This is a genomic window from Pseudoduganella chitinolytica, assembly GCF_029028125.1.
Classification (GTDB): Bacteria; Pseudomonadota; Gammaproteobacteria; order Burkholderiales; family Burkholderiaceae_D; genus Rugamonas; species Rugamonas chitinolytica.
Genome location: NZ_CP119083.1, coordinates 1,967,083 through 1,987,028 on the forward strand (window position 1 = coordinate 1,967,083; position 19,946 = coordinate 1,987,028).

At 69.5% G+C, this 19,946-nt stretch carries 17 protein-coding genes; 5 read left to right on the plus strand and 12 right to left on the minus strand.

Annotated elements, in window-relative coordinates; translation table 11 throughout:
* The first annotated feature begins 17 nt into the window (after nt 1–17).
* The 5 genes from PX653_RS08590 (at nt 18) to udk (ending at nt 4,613) form a co-directional block, all read left to right on the plus strand.
* Nucleotides 18–602, plus strand: a complete 585-nt coding sequence (locus PX653_RS08590) for a prepilin-type N-terminal cleavage/methylation domain-containing protein (RefSeq protein WP_277417474.1) — start codon at nt 18–20, stop codon at nt 600–602.
* Nucleotides 599–1,324 carry a histidine phosphatase family protein gene (locus PX653_RS08595; protein ID WP_277418547.1) on the plus strand — a complete coding sequence of 242 codons (726 nt, stop codon included), beginning with the start codon at nt 599–601 and terminating at the stop codon, nt 1,322–1,324. Before PX653_RS08590 ends, PX653_RS08595 begins: the two co-directional genes overlap by 4 nt.
* Before the next feature lie 66 nt (nt 1,325–1,390).
* Nucleotides 1,391–2,464, plus strand: coding sequence for a phosphotransferase (locus PX653_RS08600; RefSeq protein ID WP_277417475.1), 1,074 nt, complete (start codon nt 1,391–1,393; stop codon nt 2,462–2,464).
* Nucleotides 2,465–2,472: 8 nt separating this feature from the next.
* Nucleotides 2,473–3,699: an acyl-CoA dehydrogenase family protein gene (locus PX653_RS08605; protein WP_277417476.1), complete on the plus strand. Its 1,227-nt coding sequence runs from the start codon at nt 2,473–2,475 to the stop codon at nt 3,697–3,699.
* Nucleotides 3,700–3,971: 272 nt separating this feature from the next.
* Entirely contained in the window at nt 3,972–4,613 is a 642-nt protein-coding gene (gene udk, locus PX653_RS08610; protein ID WP_277417477.1) for a uridine kinase, read from the plus strand.
* Between the two features lie 73 nt (nt 4,614–4,686).
* Here the strand turns inward: udk and PX653_RS08615 are convergent, their stop codons facing one another.
* From PX653_RS08615 to PX653_RS08670, 12 genes are read right to left on the minus strand one after another with little or no spacing between them, the layout of a single operon-like run.
* On the minus strand, nt 4,687–5,253 hold the full coding sequence (locus PX653_RS08615; RefSeq protein ID WP_277417478.1) for a HupE/UreJ family protein: 567 nt from the start codon (nt 5,251–5,253) through the stop codon (nt 4,687–4,689).
* A gap of 26 nt (nt 5,254–5,279) precedes the next feature.
* On the minus strand, nt 5,280–6,365 hold the full coding sequence (locus PX653_RS08620) for a CobW family GTP-binding protein (protein WP_277417479.1): 1,086 nt from the start codon (nt 6,363–6,365) through the stop codon (nt 5,280–5,282).
* The gene (gene cobJ, locus PX653_RS08625; RefSeq protein WP_277417480.1) at nt 6,362–7,903 is read right to left on the minus strand and encodes a precorrin-3B C(17)-methyltransferase; all 1,542 of its coding nucleotides are present in this window, start codon (nt 7,901–7,903) and stop codon (nt 6,362–6,364) included. The genes PX653_RS08620 and cobJ overlap by 4 nt, the downstream gene beginning before the upstream one ends.
* Nucleotides 7,900–8,670 (minus strand): cobalamin biosynthesis protein, encoded by a 771-nt coding sequence (locus tag PX653_RS08630; RefSeq protein WP_277417481.1) that lies wholly within the window; start codon nt 8,668–8,670, stop codon nt 7,900–7,902. Before PX653_RS08630 ends, cobJ begins: the two co-directional genes overlap by 4 nt.
* Nucleotides 8,667–9,500 carry a precorrin-4 C(11)-methyltransferase gene (cobM, locus tag PX653_RS08635; RefSeq protein WP_277417482.1) on the minus strand — a complete coding sequence of 278 codons (834 nt, stop codon included), beginning with the start codon at nt 9,498–9,500 and terminating at the stop codon, nt 8,667–8,669. Before cobM ends, PX653_RS08630 begins: the two co-directional genes overlap by 4 nt.
* Before the next feature lie 10 nt (nt 9,501–9,510).
* A complete protein-coding gene (cobI, locus tag PX653_RS08640) occupies nt 9,511–10,239 on the minus strand; it encodes a precorrin-2 C(20)-methyltransferase (RefSeq protein WP_277417483.1) in 729 nt (242 codons plus the stop codon).
* Entirely contained in the window at nt 10,236–11,363 is a 1,128-nt protein-coding gene (cbiD, locus tag PX653_RS08645; RefSeq protein ID WP_277417484.1) for a cobalt-precorrin-5B (C(1))-methyltransferase CbiD, read from the minus strand. Before cbiD ends, cobI begins: the two co-directional genes overlap by 4 nt.
* Nucleotides 11,350–12,918, minus strand: coding sequence for a precorrin-8X methylmutase (locus tag PX653_RS08650; protein ID WP_277417485.1), 1,569 nt, complete (start codon nt 12,916–12,918; stop codon nt 11,350–11,352). The genes cbiD and PX653_RS08650 overlap by 14 nt, the downstream gene beginning before the upstream one ends.
* Nucleotides 12,915–13,613, minus strand: coding sequence for a cobalt-precorrin-7 (C(5))-methyltransferase (locus PX653_RS08655; RefSeq protein WP_277417486.1), 699 nt, complete (start codon nt 13,611–13,613; stop codon nt 12,915–12,917). Before PX653_RS08655 ends, PX653_RS08650 begins: the two co-directional genes overlap by 4 nt.
* Nucleotides 13,614–13,628: 15 nt before the next feature.
* Nucleotides 13,629–15,530: a putative cobaltochelatase gene (locus tag PX653_RS08660; RefSeq protein WP_277417487.1), complete on the minus strand. Its 1,902-nt coding sequence runs from the start codon at nt 15,528–15,530 to the stop codon at nt 13,629–13,631.
* A gap of 10 nt (nt 15,531–15,540) precedes the next feature.
* Nucleotides 15,541–19,611: a cobaltochelatase subunit CobN gene (locus tag PX653_RS08665; RefSeq protein WP_277417488.1), complete on the minus strand. Its 4,071-nt coding sequence runs from the start codon at nt 19,609–19,611 to the stop codon at nt 15,541–15,543.
* Nucleotides 19,608–19,943, minus strand: a complete 336-nt coding sequence (locus PX653_RS08670) for a (2Fe-2S) ferredoxin domain-containing protein (RefSeq protein ID WP_277417489.1) — start codon at nt 19,941–19,943, stop codon at nt 19,608–19,610. The genes PX653_RS08665 and PX653_RS08670 overlap by 4 nt, the downstream gene beginning before the upstream one ends.
* Nucleotides 19,944–19,946: the final 3 nt, after the last annotated feature.

Below are 19,946 nucleotides of genomic sequence, written 5' to 3' on the forward strand. Positions count from 1 at the left end.
CAAATCGGAGTTCGTCCATGTCCCGGAGTTTGTCCCTGCGCCGCCCGCGCGCCGCCCGCCAGGCCGGCTTCACGCTGGTGGAAATCGCCATCGTCCTTGTCATCATCGGCCTGCTGCTGGGCGGGGTGCTGAAGGGCCAGAGCCTGATCGACAACGCCAAGGTGAAGAACGTGATCCAGCAGGCCACGTCGCTGCAGGCCGCCGTCAACGCCTACCAGGACAAATTCCGCGCGCTGCCGGGCGACGATGCCCAGGCCACCGCCCACGTGCCCGGCGCCAGCGGCAACGGCAATGGCGACGGCCAGATCGCCGAATACCAGCTGGCCCCGCAGCACCTGGCGCTGGGCGGCTTCATTACCGGGTCGTTCAACGGCACCACCGATTTCATGACGAGCGCACAAGGAGGCGCGGTGTATATCTTCAACGACGTCGTCGGCAATCGCGGCGGCAACGGCATCCGCCTGGACAACCTGCCGGACACGTTCTCCGAGCAGCTGGACGCCAAGCTCGATGACGGCAAGGCCGACAGCGGCGCCGTGCGCGCCACCGGGCCGTATACGAACGCCGGCACGATCATCGTGCGCACGGCGGTGTTCTTCTGATGGCGGCGCCTGCCCAGCGCCGCCGCGTCTACCTGATGCGGCATGGCAGCGTGACCTACTTCGACGCGGCCGGCAAGCCCGTATTGCCCGAAACGGTGCCCCTGAACGAGTACGGTCGCGCGCAGGCCGCCGCCGCCGGCCGCGCCTTTGCCGCGCAGGGGCTGGTATTCGACCGCGTGATCGTGTCCGGCCTGCCCCGCACCGTGGAGACGGCGGGGCGCGTGCTCGCCGAGACGGGCCAGCGCATCGACCTCGAGGAGTGGCCCGACCTGGTCGAGATCCGTGGCGGCAAGCTGTCCGCCATTCCGGATGAGGCCCTGCACGAGGCGTTTACCGGGGCGTTCGACGGCATGGTGGCCGAACACAAGCGCTTCCTGGGCGGCGAATCCGTGGCCGAGCTGATGGACCGCGTGTTTCCCGCGCTGGAGCGCCTGCGCGCCGACCCGAGCTGGGACACGGTGCTGCTGGTGCTGCACGGCGGCGTCAACCGGGCCATCCTGTCGTACGCGCTGACGGGCCAGCGCCTGTTCCTCGGCAACCTGGCGCAGGCCCCCGGCTGCATCAACGCGCTCGACGTCGGCACCGCGCCGAACGACTGGGTGGTGCGCTTCTCGAACTACGCGCCACCGGCGCCGCTGCATCCGGATACGCGCAGCACGACGATGGAACAGCTGCTGGCGCAGTACCTGAAATCACGGCGAATTCCTTTGCAAAATAAATAGCACGTCCGTTCGCTCTTTTCGCCGATTAGCGCTAGAATCGTCGGACAACAACGATCAGGAGACACGATGTTCGAGGAATTCATGGGCACCAAGCCCGTGTCGGAACGCCATCGCTTCGACACGGCCGCACTGGACGCATGGCTGCGCGCCCACGTGGAGGGCTACCCGGCCGGCGGTGAACTCAGCGCCGAGCAGTTCAAGGGCGGCCAGTCCAATCCAACCTTCAAGCTGGCCATTGGCGACGCCCGCTACGTGCTGCGCACGAAGCCCGCCCCGGCCACCAAGCTGCTGCCGTCGGCGCACGCGATCGACCGCGAATACCGCGTGATGGATGCGTTGAACCAGGCCGGCTTCCCGGCGCCGCGCCAGTATGCGCTGTGCCTGGACGAGAGCATCATCGGCCGCGCCTTCTACGTGATGGAATTCGTCGAGGGGCGCGTGCTGTGGGACCAGGCCCTGCCCGGCATGACGCCCGAACAGCGGGCCGCCATCTACGACGAACAGAATCGCGTCATCGCCCAGTTGCACACGATCGATCACGCGGCCATCGGCCTGGCCGACTACGGCAAGCCCGGTAACTATTTTGCCCGCCAGATCGAGCGCTGGACCAAGCAGTACCAGGCCTCGCAGACGGAGACCATCGAGGCGATGGACCAGCTGATCGCCTGGCTGCCCGCGCACATCCCGCCGGGCGACGAGACCTCGATCGTGCACGGCGACTACCGCCTCGACAACATGATCTTCCACCCCACCGAGCCGCGCATCCTGGCGGTACTGGACTGGGAACTGTCCACGCTGGGCCATCCGTTCGCCGACTTCAGCTATCACTGCATGAGCTGGCACATCCAGCCGGGCCAGTTCCGCGGCATCGCGGGCCTGGACCTGGCCGCGCTGGGCATCCCTTCGCAGCAGGCCTACCTCGAGAAGTATGCCGAGCGCACCGGCCGCACGATCCGTCTGGAGGACTTCGGTTTCTACCTCGGCTTCAACATGTTCCGGCTGGCGTCGATCATGCAGGGCATCATGAAGCGCTACGTGGACGGCACGGCCGCCAGCGCCCAGGCGCTGGAGTCGGGCAAGATGGCGCGGCCGATGGCCGAACTGGGCTGGGCCTATGCCCAGGGCAAACGCATCGCTTAGGAGACGACATGGATTTCGAGTATTCGGAACGCTGCAAGGCACTGCAGGGCCGGCTGGTGGCATTCATGGACGAACACGTCTACCCGAACGAGCACGCCTTCCATGACGAGGTGGACGCGAACGGGCGCACGCAAGGCAACCGCTGGATCCCCACCAGCCTGATCGAACGCCTGAAGCCGGTCGCGCGCGAACAAGGGCTGTGGAACCTGTTCCTGCCCCGCTCTCCGCGCGCGCCGGAAGGCCTGTCCAACCTGGACTATGCGCCGCTGTGCGAGATCATGGGCCGCGTGCCGTGGGCGCCGGAAGTGTTCAATTGCGCGGCGCCGGACACGGGCAATATGGAAACGCTGGAGCGCTACGGCAGCGAGGACCACAAGCGCCAGTGGCTGGAACCGCTGCTGCGCGGCGAAATCCGCTCTGCGTTCGCGATGACGGAACCGGCGGTGGCGTCCTCGGATGCCACCAACATCGCCACCCGCATCCGCCGCGACGGCGACGACTACGTCATCGATGGCCACAAGTGGTGGATCTCCGGCGCCGGCGACCCGCGCTGCAAGCTGTTCATCGTGATGGGCAAGACCGACCCAGAGGCGGCGCGCCACCAGCAGCAGTCGATGATCCTCGTCCCCAGCGACACGCCGGGCATCACGATCGTGCGCCCGCTGCCCGTGTTCGGCTACGACGACGCGCCGCACGGCCACTGCGAGATCCGCTTCGACAACGTGCGGGTCCCGGCGTCCAACCTGCTGCTGGGCGAAGGGCGCGGCTTCGAGATCGCGCAAGGCCGCCTGGGCCCGGGCCGTATCCACCACTGCATGCGCGCCATCGGCGTGGCCGAGCGCGCGCTGGAACTGATGTGCCGGCGCCTGAACGAACGCGTCGCCTTCGGCAAGCGCCTGGCCGAGCAAGGGGTGTGGCGCGAGCGCGTGGCCGAGGCCCGCATCCAGATCGACACGGCGCGGCTGTTGACGCTGAAAGCCGCGTATATGATGGACACGGTCGGCAACAAGGTGGCACAGGCGGAAATCGCGATGATCAAGGTGCTGGCACCGAACGTGGCCCAGCAGGTACTGGACTGGGCCATCCAGGCGCACGGCGCCGCCGGCGTCTCGGGCGAGTTCCCGCTGGCCTACCAGTGGGCCGCCAACCGCACCCTGCGCCTGGCCGACGGCCCGGACGAGGTGCACCGCAACGCGGTGGCCAAGATCGAGCTGGCGAAGTACCTGGCCGTGTAACGTCAGCTGACGGCCTCGGCGCCGCTGGGTCTGTCCCCGCACGGGGACAGACCCCGAAGTCAGGCCGCGCGCCAACGGATCCGGCAAACTTCAGGGTCAGTCCCTTGCAGGGACAGACCCTGAAAAACGGTGACAGTCACCCTTTTTCAGAATCCGCAACCTTTACCGAACGGCATCGAACAGCCCCCGGCGGCTGTCGCAGGACGGCCAAACACGCCGTTTCCGCAGCCCCGCCCCTGTCGGTTCGGGCGCCGCTCCGGTATCATGCGGGGATGAACAAGATTTCTTACGCTCCGTTTATTATCGGTGTTGCTGGCGGAAGCGGCAGTGGCAAGTCAACAGTGTCCCAGCAGGTGCTGGCTTCCTTCGGGGCCGACATGGTCTCGGTCGTGATGCAGGACGATTACTACCGCGACCAGTCCGACCTGTCGCCCGAAGTGCGCCGCAAGCAGAACTACGACCATCCGCAGGCCTTCGACTGGCCGCTGTTGATCGAGCACGTCCAGGCGCTGCGCAATGGCGAAACGATCCAGATGCCGGAATACGATTTCACGATCGACAACCGTTCCAACAAGACCATTCCCGTCAAGCCGGCGCCCGTCGTCGTGTTCGAAGGCCTGTTTGCCTTGTACGACGCGGAGCTGCGCAAGCTGATGTCGTTGAAGATCTTCGTCGACACGGCGCCCGACGTGCGCTTCATCCGCCGCATGCAGCGCGATATCGCCGAACGGGGGCGCTCGCTGGAAAGCATCGTCGGCCAGTACATGGACACGGTGCGTCCCATGCACAAGCAGTTCATCGAACCCACCAAGCGCCACGCCGACGTGATCCTGCCGCATGGCGCCAATGCCCCCGCGGTCGACGTCATCACGACCAAGGTCGCCAGCGTCATCGGCCAGCTGAAGCGGCCCTGATCGGCCTGCCGGGTCACGCAGCGAAACACCGGTGACCGGCACCTGGGTGCGGGTCACCAGGGGTCTTGTCCGATCAGCCGGCAACCGCCAACCACACCCCAGCCAGCGAAATAGCGGCACCGCTGCCGCGCAGCCAGCGACCGTGCGCCAGCGCGCCGCGGCCCAGCCACAGGCCGGCGCCGTGCAGCGCGGCGCTGGCGGCGACGAAACCGAGGGCATACAGCCAGCCGTTGTCGTGCGCCGGCATCTCGCTGCCGTGGGCAAAACCGTGGAACAGTGCGAACACGCCGACAGCCGCCAGCGCGGCGCCCACCGGCAGGCGTACGGCAAAGCCGATCAGCATGCCCAGCAGCAGCACGGACGTGACGATGCCCGCCTCCACCAGCGGCAAGGTGTAGCCTGCCATGCCCAGTGCCCCGCCCAGCGCCAGGCAGGCGACGAAGCCGGCCGGCAGCAGCCATTGCGCGCGGCCGCCCAGTTGCGCACCCCACAGGCCGACGGCCAGCATGGCCAGTACGTGGTCCAGACCCGTCAGCGGGTGCAGCAGGCCGGCCAGCGCGCCTTCGGCATGGCCCGGGTGCGCCAGCGCGGCGCCGCTGTACAGCAGTGCCGCCAGGGCGATCGTGTGTTGGTGTTTCATGTTTGCTCCTCGAAGAAAAAAAGAAATCAGCGCCACGCACAACCCGTGCGCGCGGCCAGCAGTGCCGCGATCCTTGCGCGGCTCAGGTGGTAACCGATGAAGACCAGCTGCGAACGGCCCGGCACGGCGGACGGCGCCGGCGTCAGCGCGAAACGCGTGCGCACGCCCTGCACCAGCACCGGCGCCTCGGCGCCAGCGGCCTGCACGTAGCCCTTGCAGCGCAGCAGCGGTTCGGCGCGCGCCGCTTCCACCAGCGCGTTCTGCAGCCTGGCGACATCCTGCGGTGCGTCGCTTTTCAGCACGAACGACAGCCAGCCGGGGTCCTGTTCATGGAAATGCTTATGAGTAGCGAGACCGTGGCTGTGCGCGCCCAGGCCGGAATGGGCATGCCCGTTCAGGCGGTACTGCGCCGCCAGCGGGGCCGCACCCGGCCCCGGCATCGCGGCCAGCGGCGTGAAATGGGTGTGCTCGGTGCGCGTTGGCTGGTGCAGGCGCAACCCCAGCGCCAGGCGGATATCCAGTTGCGCGTCGTACGCCAGTTCCAGGAAGCGCACATTGGGCGCCCGTGCCCGCACGGCGCCTTCGGCACGCAGCAACGCGTCCTCGTCCAGACCGTCGATCTTGTTCAGCACGACCACGTCGGCCGCCGCCAGCTGTTGCTCGAACATCGTGGCCGGCGCGCCGTCGTCGAACGCGCGCTCCAGCAGCAACGGCGTGTCGACCACGGCCAGCGTGGCATCCAGGATGAAGTCGTCGGCCAGCGCGGGGCTTTGCAGCAACTCCATCGCCGCCGTGGGCAGCGCCAGGCCGGACGTCTCGATCAGCACGTGGTCGACCTGCGCCCGGCGCGCCGCGATGGCCTGCATGGCAGGGACGAAGCGCTCGTCGTCGCCATAGGCGATCAGGCCGTGCGCGAAATCCTCCACCTGCACATGCGGATCGCGAGCGGCCGCGTCACGTGCCAGTGTGCCATCGACGGCGATCTCGCCGAACTCGTTGATCAACAGGGCCAGCCGGCGCGCCTGGCGCTTCTCGACCAGGCTGCGCAGCAGCGTCGTCTTGCCCGCCCCCAGGAAGCCCGTGACGATGGTGACGGGAATCGGCTGCTTCATGCCGCGTCCCGCCGCGCCAGGAATGCCAGCACCCCATCCGCATCCGCGACCTGGGCTGGATAGTCCAGCACCGGGCGCGCCACCACCAGCAGCTCGATACCCAGCGCGCGCGCCGCCGCCACCTTGGCGCGGTAGCCCCCGGCGTCGCCGGAATCCTTGGTGACGACGCAGTCGATGCCCCAGTCGCGCCACAGCGCCACGTTGAACGCCTCGGAGAACGGCCCCTGCATGGCGCAGATGCGCTCGCGCGGAATGCCCTGCGCCAGCGCGCGTTCGATCAGCGCCGGCTCGGCCGTCTGGCGTACGAACCACGCGCGTTCGGCGGCACCCGGCGCCGAGGTGAACGTGGCGATGTCCTTCGATCCCGTCGCCAGGAAGATGCGCCGTCCGCGCGCCACCGCCTGCGCGGCCGCGTCCTCCATCGACGCGCACAGCGTGCCGTCGCCCTCCTGCCAACTGGCGGGGCGCTCGAAGCGCAGGTACGGAATGCCCAGCTCGTGCGCCAGCCCGATCAGCTGGGCCGACATCGCGCTGGCATACGGATGCGTCGCATCGACCAGCACGCGCGCCTTGCGCGCAGCCAGCGCCTGGCGCCGCGCTTCCACGCCCTGCCGACCTGCCCAGACCACGGCGCCGGGACAATCCTGGCGCGCCAGCGTGCCGCCATGGTCGCTGGCGGCCGACACCACTACCGGTACGTGCGCCGCCAGCTGCGCCGCCAGCGCATTGCCGTCGCTGGTACCGGAAAACACCCACGCCGCCCCGACAGGCAGTTCCTGCTGCGCCGGCGCGGCGGCCGGTTGCGACCAGTCGTTGTAGCCGCGCGGCGTGTAGATCCAGCCGCGCTTCCTCGCCGTGAAGCGGTTGCCGATCACCAGCGACGTCAGCATGTCGAACTTCAGGGCCGGCAGCTCGTCCAGGCGATGCACCTCGACCTTCTGGTCGGGCCGGTAGGCGTTGCGCACCACGCCGCACAGCGTGCCGGGTGCCTTCGACTCCAGCATCAGTTCCAGCACGCGGTAGACGCCCTGCTGGCGGCTGGCGCTCTGCACGTTGTACATCACACACGCGAGGTCGGCCTGGGCGATGTGCCGGGCGCGGTGCTCGATCCACTCCCATGGGCACAGCAGGTCCGACAGGCTGAGGGTCGCGAAATCGTGCGACAGCGGGGACCCAAGCAGCGAAGCGCAGGCGTTGGCGGACGTGATGCCGGGCACCACGTTGACGTCGAACGTGTCGTCCTCGCGCATCTCCTCGAACGCCAGCGCCGCCATCGCATAGATGCCGATATCGCCGCTGGAGATCAGCGCGACCCTGGCGCCGGCGCGGGCGCGCTCGATCGCCAGCAGCGCGCGCTCGCGTTCCTGCGTCAATGGCGGCGAGTGAATCTCCTTGCCCTCGATGTGCGGGGCGACCCAGCGCAGGTACAGCTCATATGCGACGATCACGTCGCTGCCCTGCAGCGCCGCCACCGCGCGCGGCGCGATCAGGTCGGCGAAGCCGGGGCCCACCGATACCAGGTTCAATACTCCAGTCATTGCTTGTCCATCCAATCGTTCTTGTCCATCACCACCGCGACGGCCACGCCGTCCAGGCTCGTTTTCGGTACCACCAGCGCGCCGCGCGGGCTGGCCACCAGTGCCGCCGGCTCGCACACGCCGTCCAGCCCCACGTTCTGCCGCACCCAGTCCGACGGCCGCGTCACCCACGCGCGCGCGGCCAGCACCTCGCGCGCCAGCACCCGCAGCGGCAGCGCATGGCGTGCGCAGAACGCCAGCAGGCCGGGCTCGTCGCCCTTCAGGTCCACGGTCGCCACCTCGCGGATGCCGTCCATCCCCAAGCCGGCCTGCCCCAGCGCATGCAGCACGGCCGCTTCGATCCGCTCCGCCGGCACGCCCTTGCGACAGCCGATCCCCACCGTCAGCGGCTTTACGGCCTCCGTGGCCGTGGTCACGACCGGCGCCGCACCCACCACGTTGGCGACACGGTAGGCCAGCGCGTTCGCACCACCTTCGTGCCCGCCCACCAGCGCAATGGCATGACGGCCCGCTTCGTCCAGCACGACGACGGCAGGATCGGTATGCTTGTCGGCCGGCAGGCCGGACAGGAAGCGCACGGCGATGCCGGTCGCTGCCACCACGATCCACTGGGCGTGCTCGCGCCAGCATTGCGCGAACTGCGCCTTCTGCGTCACGTCCGCTTGCAACCACGGCCGGTGGATGGTGCCGCCCAGGCGCGCCTGCAGCAGCCGCGCCAGCGGCTCAGCCTCGGCGCGCACCAGCCAGATGCCCGGGCCTGGCGTCACGCGCGCTCCTGCTCTTTGCCCTGCTCAATCTCTTGCTCAATCTCCTGCTCATTCTCCAGCGCCTTTCCCTGCTTCTTCACAACCCGGAACAGGTGCGTGAAGTCCTTGGAGTACAAGCTCGATTCGGCCGCCACGCCGCGGTCCAGCGCCGCGCCGACCAGCATCATCGTCGTCAGGTTCCAGGCGCCCCGCTTGGTTTCCTCCAGCACGGTGCCCAGGGTGCCCTCGTACACACGCTGTTCCGGCCAGGTGGCACGATAGACCAGGCGTACCGGGGTCTCGGGTGGATAGTGCAGCGAGAGGTCGGTGACGATCTTCTTCAGGTGCGGACCGGACAGGAAGATGCACATCGTCGCTCGGTGTTCGGCCAGGCGGGCAATCGATTCCAGTTCCGGCACGGCCGAGGCGCGGCCCGACACACGCGTCAGGATCACGCTTTGCGACACTTCCGGCTTGGTCAGCTCGGCGCCGATGGCCGCGGCGGCGGCGGTGAACGACGACACGCCCGGCACGATCTCGTAGGCGATGCCAAGCGCGTCGAGCCGGCGCATCTGTTCGGCGGTCGCGCCGTAGATGGCCGGGTCGCCCGAGTGCAGCCGCACCACGTCGATGCCGGCGTCGCGCGCACGCACGTAGCAGGCCTGCTGCTGCTCCAGGTCCAGCTGCGCCGTGTCGATCAGCTCCGTGCCGGGACGGCAGTGCTGCAGCATCTCGACCGGGACCAGCGAGCCGGCATACAGCACCATGTCCACGCTGCCCAGGAGGCGCGCGCCGCGCAGGGTGATCAGGTCGGCGGCGCCGGGACCGGCGCCAATAAAGTAGACTTTCATGCGTTTGCCTTCAACGTTGAACGGACGGCTTGCGCCGCACCAGCAAGGTGGCCAGGTAGCCCATCGCGTCGTCCGCGACCAGCGCGCCGACGTCGGTCGACAACAGCTCGCCGGGCAAGCCGATGCGGCGCGCGAACGCGCAGTGCTGCGCGATGTCCATCTCGCGCAGCAGGTCCAGCACCCACGGCAGCCGCGCCCCCACCTTCATCAACACGACGATGTCGTGCGTCTCGATCTCGCGCCGCAGTTCGGCGGCGCTCTCGGGGCATGGCAGGATCAGCACGCGCTCCTTGCCCTCGCCCAGCGGCCATGCCATGGCGGCGGCCGCGGCGGCGTAGCTCGTCACGCCCGGGAACGTGCGCTGCGCCAGGTCGGGAATGCGGGCACGCAGTGCCGCCAGCACGTAGCCGTACGTCGAATACGTCATCGAGTCGCCGATGGTCAGATACGCCACCGTGCGGCCCGCCCGCAGCTCGGCTGCGATGGCGTCCGCCAGCTGCGCATAGTGCTCGCTCAGCACGGAGCGGTCCGGGTCCATGTTGAATTCGATCTCGCGCAGCTTGTCCGGCGCCGGCACGAACCCGGTGCCGGCCAGGCACTGCAGCGCCACCGAATCCTGCACGCCGCGTGCGCGCGGCGCGTAAATCAAGTCCGCGCTGCGCAGCGCTTCCAGTGCCGCCACGGGCAGGTAACCCGCCGGGCCTGGACCCACGCCGACCCCATAGAACATCCCCGTCATGCCCGTGCACCCAGCAGGTTTCCGGCAAGGTCGAACAACCGGACTTCCAGGCGCCGCACCGACGGCACGCGCGCGTGCGCCAGTGCGCCGATGCGCCGCTCCATCTCGCGCCAGAATCCGCTGGCGTCCCCTGCTTCGTTCAAAACTTCCATTGCCGCTTCCACCGTGTTCGCCTCTTCGATCCGCCGCACCGTGTGCGGCCTGTAGCCCCATGCGGCGGCGACCCGCGCCACGCCGCCCATCGCCATCGTGCTGCGGCTGGAGTGCGTGTCCCAGTATCCGTCCAGCACCTTGGCCAGCTTGCCGGGATGCCCGGCCAGCCACAATTCATCCAGTTCCTGCCCCGCTTCCCGCAATGCCCGTTCCGTGAAATCGAGCGCGTCGCCGAGGAAATTCGCGATCTGTACCGAGCGCGCATCGGGCAATCCCAGCACGTCGCGCGCATACTCGCGCCCGATCTTGCCCGGCAGGTAGGCCACGCGGTCCGGGCCGCCGGCCAGCGCGACCCGCACGTACACCTCGATCGACGCGATCCACGTCGCCAGCGACATCGGCTCGACGATGCCGGACGTGCCCAGGATCGAGATGCCGCCAACGATCCCCAGGCGCGGATTGAACGTCTTCGGTGCGATCGCCTCGCCCTCCTCGCAGCCGATCGTCAGGTCGAAGCCGGCGTCGTCGTCGGCCACCTCGGCCACCGCCTGCCGCATCATCTGGCGCGGCACCGGATTGATCGCCGGTTCGCCCACCGCGACGCGCAGGCCGGGCGCGGTCGCCGTGCCCACGCCCCGCCCGGCGAAGAACCGCACGGTGCCCGCGTCGTTGCGCGCCACCTCGGCGAAGATGGTGGCGCCGTGCGTATTGTCCGGATCGTCGCCGCCGTCCTTCAGCACCTCGGCGCGCACGCGGCCGGCCAGGCGCTGCACCCGCTGCACGGGCACCTCCAGGTAGTGCAGTCCGTCGGGCAGGCTGACCCGCACTTGCCGCTTCAGTTCACCGTCCAGCAGCAGGTGCAATGCCGCCTTCACGGCCGCGGTGGCGCAGGTGCCCGTGGTGCGTCCACGCCGCAGTCCATTCGACGCCGGTATCGCCAGGTCGAACGGCCGGCGTTCAGCCGCCTCCACCGCTGGCCAGCCCGTTCAGCGCGTCGATCATCAGGCCGTTGACGACGCTGGCGGCCCACGGCGAACCGCCGCGCGTGCCGCTGTTGGTGATGCGCGGCACCTGCAGGCAACGGCGCAGTTCGTCCTTGCTTTCGCGCGTGCCGACAAAGCCCACCGGCAGGCCGATGACCAGTTGCGGACGCCAGCCGTGCTCGCGGATCAGCCGCGCCGCCTCGGCGATCGCCGTCGGCGCGTCGCCGATGGCCACCACCACGTCGTTGCCGAACTTCTCCCAGCCGCGCCGGATGCCGGCCGCCGAGCGCGTGATACCGTACTGCTCGGCCATCAGGTGCGTCTCGCGGTCGTGCACGCCGCACCACGTGTCGATGCCCAGTTCTTCCAGCAGCGCGCGTTTCAGGCCCGTCTGCACCATCGTCACGTCCGTGACGATGCGGCGGCAGCGCAGCAGCGCGCGGATACCGCTGTCGATCGCGCCCGCCGAGAAGTAGAAATCGTCGACGGCGTTGAAGTCGCCGGACGTATGCACGATGCGCTGCAGCACCGTCAACTGCTCCGGCGGGAAGTCCGACCAGTCGCGCCCCGCCGCGATGATGCGGAAGCTTTCCGCCTCGATCGGGTGCGGCACGTAGGTCCGGTAGACGGCCGGCGCCGCTGCCGGCGCCGTTTCGCTGGCCAACAGGCCGCGGACCGCAACATGGTGGGCGCGCTGCGGCTCGCCCACCTGCTGCTCGAAACCGACGATCTGCACGCGGTACTTGCACAGCGAGCAGTTCATCGCCGCGCGCCCGGCCACCGCTTCGCGCGCGCGCTCGATCATCACGTCCGCCACCAGCGGATGCACGCCGAAGTACTGGGTCTTCAGCACCTCGATGCCGGGCTCGCGTTCGGCCAGCGCGTCCGCCGCTGCATAAATGCGTTTCACCAGCACGCCGTCGAACAGGAAGAACGGCAGCACGACGATGCGCCGGTAGCCCAGCATGGCTGCGCGGCGCAGGCCATCGGCCACCAGCGGCTGCGCCGTGCCGGAGTAGCACACATAAGCGGCGCCGAAGCCCATGCCCTCCTCCAGCATGCGCGCCAGCTTCGCCACCTCGCCGTTGGCATCCGGGTCCGTCGTGCCGCGGCCGACGACGACCAGGCACGTGTCGTCCCGGCGCACAGTGTGGGGGGACGTGGCTTCGGCTGCCACGATGCGTTCCTGCGCCAGTTGCAGCAGCTTCGGGTCGAGGCTCATCGGCGCGCCGAAATGAAAGTCCACCTGCGGGAAGTCGCGTGCCAGCGCCAGCATCTCGGCCGGCATGTCGTTCTTCGCGTGGCGCGCCGCCAGCAGCACGCCCGGCACCAGCGCGACCTGCTCCGCGCCGGCGTCGATATTGGCCACTGCCGCTTCGGCGATGGTCGGGCTGGCGAATTCCAGGTAGCCATGCGTGACGGTTTCGCCCGGGGCACGGACGCGGATCAATTCGACCAGCGCCTCGAACTCGCGCACCGCATCCGGGTCGCGGCTGCCATGGCCGGCCACCACGATGCCCAGGCGTTTCGATGTGTCGCTCATGGCGCCGGCTCGATCTGGCTGGCCATCGGCGCCAGCGTGCGGATCAGCATGATGCTCATGTCCGAGCAGCGGTGTTCGGCGCACTCGGCCAGCGTGCCGTGCCACTCCGCCTCGCCGCGCGTCAGGTTCTCCCACACCTCGACGGGGTGATCGGCCGGAATGCCCTGCTCCATCAGGTAGGCCGCGATATGCCAGGGCATGAAGGAGCGCGCCTCGTCCCACGGGCACGGGATGACAATGGCGTTGCGCTGGTCCTCCAGCACGCGTACCAGGTGGCGCTTGAACGGTGCCAGGTCGCCGCGGCGGTGGAAGGTGATGAAGGTGGTCTCGTCGAAGCACACGCGGGCGCGCGAGGCCAGGATCTGGGCCGACGAGATGCCGGGCAGCGATTCGACCGGATGGCCGCAGGCGCGCTCGACGCGTTCGAGGTACTGGAAACCGCTGAAGTGGATGTCGCCCATGAAGACGACGACACAGCGCTTGCCGGCGTGGTGCTCGGCCGCAACCTTGTCCAGCTGCGCGACCTGGTCGCGGTAGCCCATGCCGATGACGCGCGCGGACGCGGGAATCAGCGCCTGCACGACATTGAGCACGGCGTCGAAACCCGCCACCACGTCCGCATTGCGGATCAGTTCCGCCCCCCGTTGCGTCAGGTAGCCCGTGTCGCCGGGTCCCGCGCCGATACATACGATCATTGCAACTCCAAAGTGTTATTGTCCCAGCCGCGCGCGCACGGTCAGCGCCAGGCTGTCGGCCGACAGCTCTTCCAGCGTCAGGCAGTCTGCGCCCAGCGCCTGCGCCAGTTGCGCCGCGCGGCCCAGCCGCAGGTAGCCCTGTTCCGTGTCGATCACCAGTGCCGGCGTGCGGCGTTCCGCCAGCGCATCGGCCAGCGCCAGCGCTTCGCGCCATGGATCGCCGCCGGCCGCCAGCGGCACGTTGGCGCGGCCGTCCGTCAGGATCACGAGCAACGGCGGCAACGGCGTACCGCCCCCATCCGCACGCTGCAGCGCTTCCAGCGCCAGTTGCAGCGCGTGCGGCAGCGGCGTGCGCCCGCCCGTGGGCAGCTCGCGCAGGCGCTGCTCGGCCAGGTCGACGCTGCGCGTCGGCGCCAGCAGCAACTCGGCCTGCTGGCCGCGGAACGCGACGACGGCCACCTGGTCGCGCCGCTGGTAGGCATCCGTCAGCAGGTTCAGCACCGCGCCCTTCAACGCCTCCATGCGCCGCTGCGCCGCCATCGAACCGGAGGCATCGACGACAAACAGGATCAGGTTGGCGCCGGTGCCGGCCCGCACCTGCTGGTGCAGGTCGGCCCGTGCCACGGTCGTGCTGCCGCGCAGCGCCGCGCTGCGCAAGGTGGCGCCGATGGCGATGCTGGTGGGCTGTTCGTCCGGCACTGCGCGCAGCGCATGACCGCGTGGCGCCTGGGCCGCCGTGCTGCGCCGGCCCGCGGCGCCATAAGCGACTTGCGCCTCGACGGCGATGCGCGGCGCCGCACCGGTGGCGGCAGCGGCGAACACTTCTTCCTCGTCGCCGCCGGCACGTGGTGCTTCCTGCTCGCCTTCCTCGTTGTCCTGGCCGTCCTCGCCTGCCGCGTCGGCAGGCGGCGGTGGCGCCGCGTCACGCAGTAATTCATCCAGCCGCTCGTCGTCCAGGCCCGGCTGTTCGAACGGCTTGCGGCGGCGCCGGTGCGGCAGCACCAGCTGCGCCGCCGTGCGCAGGTCGGCCGGCGTGACCGCCATGCGGCCATCCAGCGCGGCCAGCGCGCGAGATGTCTTGTGCAGCACGATGTCGGCGCGCAGGCTGGCCACGTCGAACTCGCAGCACAAGTGGCTGATCAGGTCCAGCATCGCATCGTCCAGCGCAACGTCCGGCAGCAGCGCCTGCGCCGTGGCCAGGCGGGCCTGCAAGGCTTGCTGCTCGTCCTGCCAGCGGGCGGCAAAGCCGGCCGGGTCGGCCTCGAAGGCGATGCGGCGGCGTACCACCTCGGAGCGCTCGGCCTTGTCGCGTGGCGCCGTCACCTCGACCATCAGGCCGAAGCGGTCGAGCAGCTGCGGCCGCAGGTCGCCCTCCTCCAGGTTCATCGTGCCCACCAGCGTGAAGCGGGCCGGGTGCGACACCGACAGGCCCTCGCGCTGCACGCTGTTGACGCCCATCGCCGCCACGTCCAGCAGCACGTCCACCAGGTGGTCGGCCAGCAGGTTGACTTCGTCGATGTACAGCACGCCGCGGTGCGCGCCGGCCAGCAGGCCGGGTTGGAAGGAGCGGCCTCCCTGCAGGGCCTGGGCGATGTCGAGGCTGCCCAGCACGCGGTCTTCGGTCGCGCCCAGCGGCAGCGTGACGAACGGCACGGGTGACGGTGCCGGCGTGCCGGCGGCGCACACGGTGCAGTGTTCGCACGTGCCGCCAGGCGGGCAGTTGAACGCACAACCAGGCGTGCGCTGGACGGGCGGCAGCACCGCCGCCAGCGCGCGCGCGGCCGTGCTCTTGGCCGTGCCCTTGTCGCCGCGGATCAGGACTCCGCCGATGGAAGGATCGACGGCGCACAGCATCAGGGCCGTGCGCAGTTGCGACTGGCCGACAATGGCGGCGAACGGAAAAATGGCGGTACTCATGGTCTGTCCTTCAGCTGCCGCGCGCGGTCTCGCCACGCGCTTCCAGCAGCGCCTCGCTGTCCAGGTACAACTGGCGCAGCCGCTCCAGCGTTTCCGGCTTCGGCGCGGTCCACATGCCGCGGCCGGCCGCCTCCAGCAGCCGCTCGGTAATGGCGTTCTGTGCCCACGGGTTGGCCTCCTGCAGGAAGCGCTGCATGGCGGCGTCGAAGGCGTACGACTGCGCCACGTCCTCGTACATCCAGTCGTCCATCACCTGCGCGGTGGCGTCGTAGCCGAACAGGTAGTCGACCGTGGCTGTCAGCTCCAGGCCGCCCTTGTAGCCGTGACGCTGGATGCTGGCCAGCCATTTCGGGTTGACGACGCGCGAACGGAATACCCGCAACGTCTCTTCCTTCAGGTCGCGCACCTGGGCCCGCGCCGGGTCGTGGCTGTCGCCGAAGTAATGGCGCGGCTGCTGGCCCGACAATGCCCGGATCGTCGCGATCATCCCGCCGTGGAACTGCAGGTAGTCGTCGCTGTCGAAGATGTCGTGCTCGCGGTTGTCCTGGTTGTGCAGCGCTACCTGCACGCCGGCCAGCCGGGTGCGGAAGGCGTCGCGCTGGTCCGTACCCTGGCTGCCGCGCCCGTAGGCATAGCCGCCCCAGTTGACGTAGGCTTCGGCAAAATCGGCGTCGCCTTCCCAGTTGCGCTGCTGGACCAGCGGCAGGATGCCGGCGCCGTAGCTGCCCGGCTTGGCGCCGAAGATCCGGTAGCCCGCGCGCCGCGCCGCCTCCGGCTCGTCCAGGCCCGCGCCGATGCCCTGCGCCAGCTCGGCCAGGTAGTGCTTGCGCACGAAGTTGTGCGTGAGCGGTTCGTCCAGCCGGATCACCTGCTGCACGGCGTCGTCCACCAGTTCGATCAGCTGCGGGAACGCGTCGCGGAAAAAACCGCTGATACGGGTCGTCACGTCGATGCGGGGGCGGCCCAGTTCCGCCAGCGGCACGATCTCGATGCCGCATACCTGCCGGCTTTCGTGGCGCCACACGGGCCGCACGCCCAGCAGCGCCAGGATCTGGGCGACGTCGTCGCCGTGCGTACGCATCGCGCTGGTACCCCAGACGCTGACGGCCACGCCTTCCGGCCAGCCGCCGGTCTCGCGGCGGTAGCGTTCCAGCACTTCGCGCGCCAGTTGCTGGCCGACGCGCCACGCCGATTGCGACGGTACGCTGCGCGGATCGACGGAGTAGAAATTGCGCCCTGTCGGCAGGATGTGCGCCATGCCGCGGGTGGGCGAGCCGCTCGGACCAGCGGGTACGTAGCGGCCGGACAGGCCCGCGACCAGGTTGTCGATCTCGTCGCTGGCACGGCGCAGCTTTGGTACCAGCTCGCGGCAGGCGAAATCGAGCACGCGGCGCAGGTCGTCGAACCGCGCCGGGCCGGCCGTCACCGGCTTGGCGATGGCGACCGCGGCGACGGGTTTCGCACGCGGCCGGCCGAGTTGCGTGACGACGCTGGCCTTGGCGCGCGCGGCCGGCTGCAGCCGTGGCGCGGCGGCGTCGCCATCGTCCAGCGTGCCGAACACGCGGTCCAGCACCGCATCGATGGCCTGCGGCGCATAGCCGGCCTGTCCCAGTTGCTCGAACAGGCGCCGGCACAGCAGGTCGACCGCTTCCAGCGCATTGGCGCGTGAGACGACGGCGCGGCCGGCCAGGCGTGCCAGCGCCGGTGCCGCGTTGATCCGGCCAGCGCCATGGTCAAGCAGCATGTCCACCGTCAGCCCGAACAGCTGGGCGACGGCAGCCTGCAGGCCCGGCACATCCTGGTTCGGCAAGCGGGTCAACGCCGCCAGCATGTCGGGCATCTGCTCGTCGTCCGGACAGCGGCCCAGGATGTGCAGGCCGTCCCGGATCTGCGCCGAGCCCAGTTCGCACAGGTAGCCGTCCAGGTCTTCGATCAGGTGGGCGACATCGGAGCCGCCCATCTCCGCCAGCGCGGCCGGCAGCTCGCCGTCGTGGTCGTGGTCGTGGTGGTCATGATCGTGGTCATGACCATGGTGGTGATGTCCGTGATCATGGTCATGATCGTGGTCGTGGTCGTGGTCGTGGTCGTGGTCGTGGTGCAGCAGCCGCATGCGCATGTCCGCGTCCAGGTTGGTCTGCTTGACCAGTTCCCAGATCTGCTGCTGCAACAGCGGCAGCTTCGCCGGATCCAGCACCTCGACCTGGTAGTACTCGTCCACCAGCTGTGTCAGTTGCGCCAGTGCGCCGTATGTATCGGCCGTCGTCATCGGCGGCGTCAGGTGATCCACCACGACCGCGTGGGCGCGGCGCTTGGCCTGCGAGCCTTCGCCCGGATCGTTGATGATGAACGGGTAGAACAGCGGCAGGTCGCCCAGCAGCGCATCGGGGAAGCAGGCTTCGGACAGGCCGACGCCCTTCCCCGGCAGCCATTCCATCGTGCCGTGCTTGCCGACGTGGACGATCGCATCCGCGCGCCACTCGTCGCGCAGCCAGCGGTACAGCGCGTAGTAATGGTGGGTGGGCGGCAGGTCGGGCTGGTGGTAGATCGCGTCCGGGTCCATGCCGTAGCCGCGTGGCGGCTGCAGCGCGACGAAGGCGTTGCCCAGTTCGATGCCGGCCAGCGCCAGGTGGCCGTCGTGCACGTAGGCTTCGCCCGGTGGCGCGCCCCACTGTGCCAGCATCTTCTCTTGCAGCGGCGCCGGCAGCTCGGCGAACCACTCGCCGTAACGCGCGGACGAGACGCGCCCGGCGGCGTGCGCCAGCTGGTGTTCCGTCACGTGCAGGTTGTCGTAGGAGCAGCGCGCCACCAGGTCGTGGATCAGCGCCGTGCCGTCCGCCGGCAGGTCGCCGATGTGGTACCCCGCCTCGGCCAGCGCAGCCAGGATGCGCATCAGCGACGCCGGCGCGTCCAGGCCCACGGCATTGCCGATCTGCGCCGCCTTGCTGCTGGAATTGGTGAACATGAACGCGACACGCTTGTCGCGGTTGGGCAGCCGTTTCAGGCGCGTCCAGCGCGCCGCGATGCCGGCGATGCGCGCGGCGCGGTCGGCCAGCGGGGCGTACTCCACCGCCTCGCCCGGCAGGCCGGCGGCGCGTTCCTTGAACGACAGCGGCACGGTGATGATGCGGCCGTCGAATTCGGGCAGCACCACGTTCATCGCCGTGTCGAGGGGATTCAGGCCCCGTGCCGACTGCTGCCACTGCGGCTGGGTCATGCCGCTCGTGATGGCCTGCAGCACGGGCACGTCCAGCTGCTCGAGCACGCCGACCGACCAGCCGGCCGGGGTGGGACCGCCCGGCGTGATCTCGCCCATGGCGAACGACGTCGTGTTGATCAGGACATCGACGTGCGCCGCGCCGTCGCTGCCGAAGTAGCGCAGCGCGGCCGGCGTGGCCGCACCGTCGGCAGCGCGCAGCGAAGACGTGAACACGGGCAGCACGTCCAGGCCGCGCGCCTCCAGCGCCGCCAGCAGCGCGTCGATGAAGCGCGTATTCCCGCTCATCCAGTGGGCGCGGTAGAACACGATGCCGGCAGCGGGTCGCGCGGGGTCGCGCAGCGCCTGCCAATCGGCCAGGGTGGCGCCGGGCGGCAGGTCGGGATGGTGGATGCCATGCTCCGGCAGCGGTTGCGCCGGCTCGAAGCCATGGCCCGTCAGCAGCAGGTGGTCGGACAGGTAGCGCAGCAGCTGCGCCAGGTTGGCGCCGCCGCCGGCCTGGAAATAGGCCAGCGCCATCTGCGCCACGCCCGCGCCCACCGTCGACACGGCGGCCAGTTCCGGATCGGGTTCACCCGTACCGCTGACGACGAGCAGGTGCCGGCCCTGGCGCCGTGCCGCCTCGGCCAGTTCGGCAAACCCGGGCACGCCGCCCAGCCGGCCCAGTACGCGCACGACGATCACGCGGGCGCCTCGCAGTTCGCCTTCCAGCAGCGTGGCCAGTGGCGGCGAATCCTCGTCGCGCTCCTGCAAGGCGATGCCCGCGACGGGGCCGAAGCCTGCCGGCAGCTGGGCGCTGGCCTGGTGCAGCACCGTCAGGTCGTTCGATGCGTGCGTCAGCAGCGCGATGCGGGGGAATTCGTTCATGGTTTCGGCGCCGGCTCGCAGGTGTCGCCGTGGCCCAGGCGATGGAAGATCAGGTCGGCCACTTCACGGCCGCCCGCCAGGTGTTCGTCGACGATGCGCGCGGCCGCCGCTTCGTCCACGCGCTGGTACCACACGCCTTCGGGATAGACGACCAGCACGGGACCCTCGAACTTGCAGGCGACCATGCAATGGGTGCGAGTGCGCTTGACCGCCAGGTCGGGCCGGGCGTCGATCATCTCGCCCATCCGTTCGAACACGGCCTGGGCGCGGCCCTCGGTGCTGGTGCAGCGAGGGCCGACACACATGAAGACGTGGCGGTCGTGGGTGCGCATACT